The sequence below is a fragment of the Novosphingobium sp. genome (genome assembly GCF_031424035.1).
GTDB lineage: Bacteria > Pseudomonadota > Alphaproteobacteria > Sphingomonadales > Sphingomonadaceae > Novosphingobium.
In genome coordinates, this window is the sequence record NZ_JANPGP010000047.1 from 20,722 (window position 1) to 28,151 (window position 7,430).

General features: G+C 67.3%; 7 protein-coding genes. All 7 read right to left on the bottom strand.

Annotation, left to right across the window (positions count from 1 at the left end; all coding sequences use genetic code 11):
* Nucleotides 1–34: 34 nt before the first annotated feature.
* The 7 genes from RMO89_RS07165 to RMO89_RS07195 are packed head-to-tail and all read right to left on the bottom strand — an operon-like array spanning nt 35 to nt 7,273.
* A complete protein-coding gene (locus tag RMO89_RS07165) occupies nt 35–949 on the bottom strand; it encodes an RDD family protein (RefSeq protein ID WP_310532131.1) in 915 nt (304 codons plus the stop codon).
* Entirely contained in the window at nt 946–1,986 is a 1,041-nt protein-coding gene (locus tag RMO89_RS07170) for a stage II sporulation protein M (RefSeq protein ID WP_310532133.1), read from the bottom strand. The genes RMO89_RS07165 and RMO89_RS07170 overlap by 4 nt, the downstream gene beginning before the upstream one ends.
* Nucleotides 1,986–3,305 carry a DUF58 domain-containing protein gene (locus RMO89_RS07175; protein WP_310532144.1) on the bottom strand — a complete coding sequence of 440 codons (1,320 nt, stop codon included), beginning with the start codon at nt 3,303–3,305 and terminating at the stop codon, nt 1,986–1,988. Before RMO89_RS07175 ends, RMO89_RS07170 begins: the two co-directional genes overlap by 1 nt.
* A gap of 41 nt (nt 3,306–3,346) precedes the next feature.
* Nucleotides 3,347–4,303, bottom strand: coding sequence for a MoxR family ATPase (locus RMO89_RS07180; RefSeq protein ID WP_310532135.1), 957 nt, complete (start codon nt 4,301–4,303; stop codon nt 3,347–3,349).
* Nucleotides 4,304–4,329: 26 nt separating this feature from the next.
* Nucleotides 4,330–5,643 (bottom strand): DUF4350 domain-containing protein, encoded by a 1,314-nt coding sequence (locus tag RMO89_RS07185; protein WP_310532137.1) that lies wholly within the window; start codon nt 5,641–5,643, stop codon nt 4,330–4,332.
* Nucleotides 5,640–6,314, bottom strand: coding sequence for a hypothetical protein (locus RMO89_RS07190; protein ID WP_310532139.1), 675 nt, complete (start codon nt 6,312–6,314; stop codon nt 5,640–5,642). The genes RMO89_RS07185 and RMO89_RS07190 overlap by 4 nt, the downstream gene beginning before the upstream one ends.
* A 47-nt stretch (nt 6,315–6,361) precedes the next feature.
* Nucleotides 6,362–7,273, bottom strand: a complete 912-nt coding sequence (locus RMO89_RS07195; RefSeq protein ID WP_310532140.1) for a prephenate dehydratase — start codon at nt 7,271–7,273, stop codon at nt 6,362–6,364.
* Nucleotides 7,274–7,430: the final 157 nt, after the last annotated feature.

A 7,430-nucleotide genomic window follows, 5' to 3' on the forward strand; every position in this document is an offset into this window, starting at 1 on the left:
CGGCAGGCCGGGCGGGAGAACGCCTTCTAATGCGCTAGGCCCACTTGTCCGCCTTGCGTTTGCCCATCCGCATCCCGCCTTCAAGCCGCGCGCGCAGCTGGGCGTAATAGGCCTCAAGGAAGGCATATTCGTCGCCTGAGCCGGGGTCCCAGCCGATCTTGCGGCAGATCGCTTCATGCACGGCAACCAACGCCTCATGCCGGTTCTCGCGCAGAACACGCTCAAGAGTCTGCAATTCGTATTCGCCGTAAATGGCCAGTTCCCGCTCGCCAAAGCGGTACTGCGCGCCGGTTTCGCGGCTGGTGCCGTGGTGTGCCGCACCCGTGGTGGACATCACGGTTTCCAGCCGTTGGCGCGGTGCTTCGACCACCCAGGTGCCCGCGATCAGGTCTCCGGCGCGCAGCGAATCGCGGTTGAACAGCGGGAACAGCGCGAAGACCAGGAACCAGCAGGCCGCCGCAAAGCCGGCAAGGCCCATTTCCCCGCTCGATGCCGCCAGCATGATGCTCACCGGAAGGAACAGTTCGATGTCGCGCAGCAGGTTGCGGGCGAGCACCATTTCGGAGGTGAGCCGCCCGCCATCGCGCGATGCGATGCGGATGCCGACCGCCCGCTTGCCCCAGGTCGCGCCGCGCGGACCGAGCTCGAAGAACATGAAATAGGCGTTGCGGAACAGGAACATCGCCGCGAACCACAAGATCGCGAGCAATTGCAGCGCGCTGCCCGCCGCGCTCTTTTCGACAATTTTTTGGTCGAGTTCAAACACCCCGCTGGCGAGGTAGACGAGGAGCAGCGTCGTCGCGATCTGCAGGCAACCGATGATCACGAGATCAAGCGCCAGCGCCCCGAAACGCGCGCCACGCGTGGCGACGGTCAGGTTAAGCGCGATGCCTTCGGGCGTCACCAGCCCCCGTTGCCGCCCGGCTTTCAGCGCCTTCGCGTCCTTCATGCGCCGATCACTTCACGCCGGCGAAGGCCAAAGAAATAGGCGCACCACAGCGCCAGCATGGTCATGCCCACCATGTAGCGCCCCTGCGTATTGTCGATCAGCTGGCGGGCAAAACCTTCGAGCAGGGCGGCAAAGACCAGCATCAGCACCACCCCGGCCATGACCGTCGCCGAACGCCGCCCCGCCGCTGCCGCCGATTGCAGCACGCCCCGGTGGCCCGGAAAGGCGATCGAGCGGCCGATATGCAGTCCGGCCGCCCCGGCGAGCAGGATGGCGAACAGTTCGGTCGTGCCGTGGACCGAGATCCACCCGCCGAAGTCTCCCAGCAGGTTCTGCCCGCGATAGAGCCACATCATCGCCCCCAGCGTGGCGGTGTTCTGCACCAGCAGCAGCAGCGAGGGGATGCCGAAGGCGAAGCCCAGCGCGAAGGCGAGGATCGCCACCTGCGCATTGTTGCTGAACAGGTAGGTGGCAAAAACCGACATCGCCTGCTGGTCGCTGTTGCCGAACAGCGTGGCCTTCAGCACTTCGTGGCTGGCACCGGGCACGCGGGTATCAGTGAACTGACCGGGCACCAGCGAATAGTACCATGACGGTTCGGACGCGACGAGCAGCCAGCCCACCGCCGTGCCCGCCACCATCACCGCCAGCGCCACCAGAATCTCGAACCAGATACCGCGCACCGCCGCCGAAAGCCCACCACCCAGGAACTGGCGGAGCCACGCCGCAAAACCGGTTCGCGGGCCATAGACGAGGAACCACGCGCGCTGCACCAGCGCATCGAGATAGGCCAGTGTTGCCGCATCAAGCGAGGTTTCGCGGGCCACCGACAGACTGGAAGCAACCGTGCGGTACAGCACCGGCAGGGCCAGCAGGTCCTCGTCGGGGATCTTGCGCAGACGCCCCGATTCCATGCGGGTGACGATGCCTTCAAGCCGCAGCCAGTCCGCCTCGCGCTCCAACCGGAAGCGGTCGGAACGCAAGGCCGCTGCCTCGATTGCGCGATCACCGGTCAGGGCTGCAGATGCCTTGGCCATCAGCCGATCCTCCCGGCGCGCTTGATGTTCAGGTATGCATCAATCACCCGCGTGCCGATCTGGTCCCACGGCGCTTCGACCACGTCGACGCCGATCTGGCGCAGCCGCTGCAGCACCAGCGCCCGCTGGCGCAGCAGGCCATCCGCCGATACCGCCATGGCCAGTTCGCCCATACTTTCCGGCGCGGCCCCGGCAATCTCGTCCAGCTCGGCATCGGCCATGGTGACGAACAGCACGACATGGCGCGACACCAGCCGCGTCACCGATTCGATCATCAGTTCGGCACTCGTCGGGTCAGTGAAATCGGAAAAGATCACCACCAGCGAACGCCGCGCCAGCCGCGCCGACAGCGAGGCAAGGGCGAGGGTGAAGTTCGGCTCCTGCGTATGGTAATCGAGCCCGGCGGCAGCGCGCTGGAGCCGGTGGAAATCGCGCGCATCGGTGACGAAAGGCGTCAGCACTTCAGGCCTTGCGGCAAAGCCGTAGAGCGCCACGCGGTCCCCGCCCTTGAGCGCGACATAGGCCGTCGCCAGCGCTGCCGAAACCGCGCGGTCGATGCGCGGGAGGCCCGCCACCGGCTCGCACATCGCCTGCCCGAGGTCGAAGGCGAAGACGATCGGATTGTTGCGCTCGTTCTCGTACTCCTTGGCGTAGAGATGCATGTGCCGGGCCGAAGCTTTCCAGTCGATCCGGCGGCGATCCATGCCGGGCTGGTAATCGGCGAGCGCTTCGAACTGCGTACCCTCGCCGCGCATCCGGCGGGCGATCAGGCCGAACTGCGAATCCTTGAGGAAGGCCTGCAAGGCGGGTGAGCGCACGGCGGCGAGGTTTGGCCACACGCGCATCGCCTGATCCAGATCAATCTCGCGCTGCCTTGCCCCGATCCCGAACGGACCCTGCCAGCGCAGCCATGCCCGCGTTATCATGCCAGTGCCGCGCCGGCTGGGGGTCACCATGGCCGCGCCTTGCCAGACAGCCACCTCCCCCTCGGTCCCGCGCCGCATCGCGATGTCGAGCCGGCCGCCGGGAGCAATGCGCGGATCGAGCGCCAGCGAGAGGTCGACGCAGCCCGTAACCCGGCCCGGAAGGTCAGCCAGCGCGGCGATTCGCGCCGGCTCACCCACTTCACAATCGCCGGGAGCAATCAGCCGGAGGCCGCCGAACGGTCCCGCCAGCAGCGCATCGAACAGGACCAGCGCCAGCAGCGTCATCCCAAGCGCCGGAATAACCGGCCATGCCGCCGGAGCCGCCGCCGCGACAACCAGCGCCGCCGGGGCTGCGAGCGCCGCCAGCAGGGCCGCGCGCACGGTCGGGACCATTCCTGAACCACTGCGCGCTCCCGGACTGGCGAAGGGCAATTTCACCGGGGCGCCTCGGTACGCTCGACCAGTTCAGCGACCAGCGCCTCGACCTGCCTGCCTTCGATCTCCGCCGCGGGCGAGAGCAGCAGGCGGTGCCGCAGGACCTGCGTGGCGAGCGCCTTCACATCGTCGGGCACCACATAGTCGCGTCCATCCAGCGCGGCGCGGGCGCGGGCGGCATTGGCCAGCAGCACGGCAGCGCGCGGGCTCGCGCCCGAGGCAAGGTCGGCGCTGTCCCGCGTCGCGCGCACCAGCCGCACGACATAGTCGACGATGCTCTCAGCCAGCGTCACGCCCTTAACTGCCTGCGCCGCCGCATCGAGCGTGGCGGCATCGGCGACCCGGGAAATGCCGAAATCCGCAACCCGTGCCGGCCCGGCGCGCTCGCCGAACCGGGTGACGATGCGCGCTTCTTCGGCGGCACTGGGATAGGTCACCAGCAGCTTGAACAGGAAGCGATCGAGCTGGGCTTCGGGCAGCGGATAAACGCCCTGGCTCTCGATCGGGTTCTGCGTCGCCACAACCATGAAGTGCGGCGCGAGGTGATGGACTTTGCCGTCAAGCGTGACGCGGCGTTCCTGCATGGCTTCAAGCAGCGCGGCCTGGGTCTTGGGCGGGGTGCGGTTGATTTCGTCGGCCAGCAACAGGTCGCAAAAGATCGGCCCGCGCGTCAGGGTGAACTGGCTGGTCTGAAAGTTGAACAGGTTGGAGCCGAGAATATCGCCCGGCATCAGGTCCGGCGTGAACTGGATACGCCCGAAGTGGAGGCCGAGCGTGGCGGCAAAGCATTGGGCAAGGAAGGTCTTGGCGGTGCCGGGCGGGCCTTCGAGCAGCACGTGCCCCTGCGCCATCAGCGCGACCAGCAGGCCGTCGACCGTCTCGGCCTGACCGACCACGGCCTTGGCCACTTCGGTTCGGATCGCATCGGCAAGGCTACGAACATCCGCCAAGGACATGGAGGCCGTTGGGGGAGTGGCTGGGGTCATCGCTTCAGAGTCCTTTCAAGGGCGAACAGGGTATGCGCCGCGCGCACGAGATCGGCGGGACGGCGGGCGCTGCGCATCCGGGCAGCGGCAACGGAGAACGGCATGGCCGCAGGATCGCTCGCGGCAAGCGCCCGGTCGATCGCGGTTTCGGCAGCGGCGGCATCGGTGTGGCGGGGCAGCGACAATTGCCGCGCCAACCGGTCCCGCACCAGCGTGGCATAAGGCGCGGCGAGCAGGTGAAGCCGCCCGGCGCGGCGCACGAGCCCCGCCGAATTGCTCACCAGCGCGCGCTTGCCGAATGCGATCGCCCGCCCCTCGACCAGCGGCGGACCATAGCGGCGGAACGCGCGCCAGCCGGCAATCAGCGCGGCGAGCAGCAGGCAGAAGGTGGCGGCAACAAACGGTGGCTGGAACGCCAGCGTCAACAGGTTCGGCGCGGTCTTGAACCCGTTGAGCGTCAGGTCGAAGGTCACCGGCCCGCGCTCTCCCGCCGAGGCAAGCGACACCAGTTCCAGCGCCAGCAAGCCGCGCGACCGGTCAGCCATCGCCCAGTTGTTGAGCAGGTCGGGTTCAGCGACGATGATCACCGGATAGAGCCCTTCATCCTCGCCCAGGCTTTCCACTTCGGCGGCAGCGGCGAGATCGGGATAGTAGCCTTCATCATCGAGGTAGCCGGCCAGCTCTGCGCCTCCCGAATCGCGGACCAGCGTCACCATGCGCGGCGCGGTCACGGTCTGGACGCGCTTGTCGGGCAGCCAGCCCGATAGCCCCAGCCCCTGCCATGAAGGCCGGTCGGCGGAGTGCTTTTCGACCTTCGGGGAAAGCTTTTGCGGCTCGAGGTCCTGGCCCCAATCCGGGCTCTCGGCATCCGACAGCGCGACCCAGCCCTTCTTCGCTTGACCTCCGCCTGCCAGCGCCATCAGCTCGGCCGGCATGGTCTGCCACTTGGGCAGGACGAGGATTGTCGGACCGATATAACGGCGATCCTTGATCAGCTTGGCGACCTGCTTGCCTTCGGTAGTGTGCGGCGGCGTGAGGATCACCAGCCCCGGCTTTTGCAACCCGGTTTCGTTACGCGCGCGGGTGACCTGATAGCCCTGCGCCTCGAGCAGCTGGGCAAGGCCGGCAAAGCCCGTGAGGCCCTTGCTGCCGGCATGGGCATCAGCGGTATTTTCGGGCCGGGACGTCAATCCCGCACCCAGCATCCACAGCAGCGCGACGAAGACGACAGCACCAAACAACACCATGGCGAGCACCGCGCGCGGGTTGAACGGGCTTGAGCCGACGACGGGAACGGAGGGCGCGCTCATGCGGCAATCTCCGCCAGGGCGAAATCGGCATAGGCTGTGCGCGCCGCCTGCCAGTCATCGGCGCCCAGCGGAATCAGCGCGAAGAAACTGCGTTCGACCCGCACGGCAATGGCGGAAAAGGCGGCGCGGGCGCGGTCGGGCAGAGCGCGGTTGCCGGCAATCTCGCGCGCGGTGGTCGCCGGGTGGAGCAGGCCGGGGCGCGCGCGGGCGATCTGGTCAACCGAGCGTTGGAGCAGCAGGTGAGTCGCCTCGTCAAACCGGCCCTCGGCAGCGAGCCGGTCGGCATCCTCGAGCAGGGCCTGCGCAGCGGTGCGGTCAGGCGTCCATTCGTCCGGCACCTCCGCCGCCTTGGCCACGCGGCGCGCCTCGATCAGCGGGGCGACGATACGCCAGACCAGCAGCAGCACGCAGGCGCCGATGACCAGCCCCATGATCCACAGCATGGCCGTGGCATTCAGCCCCAGCAGCTTGCCGAGCGGGGAGAGCAGCTTTTCAAGGAAATCCATGATCGCCTGCAGCCATGCCGGCGGTTCGGGCGGCGGCTTGGGCTTGTAATCGACCGGCGCGAACTGGATGTCGCCCGCCTTGCGCAACTGTTCCCAGTCGCGGCCAACGTCATTGGCTCCGTGGCTCTCAGCCGAACCAGCGATTGCAGATGGACCCCCTGACACGCCTCAGTGGTGGCACGCCGCGCCGCGCGGTGCAAGCGGTGTGGCGATCAGCCGCGGGCGCGGGCCTGCGGGTAGGAACCAAGCAATCGTAGGTGCTTGCAATGGAACGCCACCTCTTCCAGCGCGAGGTCTACTGCCGGATCGCCCGGCTTGCCGATGATGTCGGCAAAGAACATCGTCGCGGCAAAGCTGGCGCCCTTCTGGTAGCTCTCCAGCTTGGTCATATTGACGCCGTTGGTGGCAAAGCCGCCCATCGCCTTGTACAGCGCGGCGGGCACGTTGCGGACTTCGAAGACCAGCGTGGTCATCGCCGGTCCCTCGGCAAGGTCAGTCGCAGGATCGAGCGGCATGTTGGCCAGCACGACGAAGCGCGTGGTATTGTCCGCCGCGTCCTCGACCTCTTCCTCGACGATCTTGAGTCCGTAAAGCTCGGCGGCAATGCGCGGCGCGATGGCACAGGCGGCAGGATCACCCTGCTCCTTGACGAAAGCCGCCGCCCCGGCGGTATCGGCATAGGCCATCGGCACGATGCCGCGTTCGCGCAGGTAGTGCCGCGATTGGCCGAGCGCCTGCGGGTGGCTGTAGGCGGCGCTGAACGGCCCGGTGCTGCCATCGGCGCGCGCGAGACCCATCAGCGCGTGCGAAATCCGCAGGAAATGCTCGCCAATGATATAGAGGCCGCTTTCCGGCAGCAGGAAATGAATGTCGGCCACGCGCCCGTGCTGCGAATTCTCGATCGGGATGATCGCTTTCGCGGCGCGGCCTTCCTTTACTGCATCCAGCGCATCCTCGAACGAAAAGCACGGCAGCGGCAGGCAATCGGGCGCATATTCCATCGCGGCGCGGTGGCCATTGCAGCCGGGCGCGCCCTGAAATGACACGGCGCGCGAAGGGTCGGCGGCGGCGGCCTGTTCCATCTCGGCAACAAGCGCGAGGGCGGGCTGAGGAAAGCTGTGCATCGCGGCGGCGCTTAGGGATTTTTTTTCGGGTGCGCCAGTCGCATCCGCGACAGCCTTGCGGCACCGGCCCTCTCCCCCGCCCGGCCACCCATTCCAGAATATCCTGCCGATGGGTGGCCGGCCCCTTCGGAGGAAATGTCCCCCGGACATTTCCTGG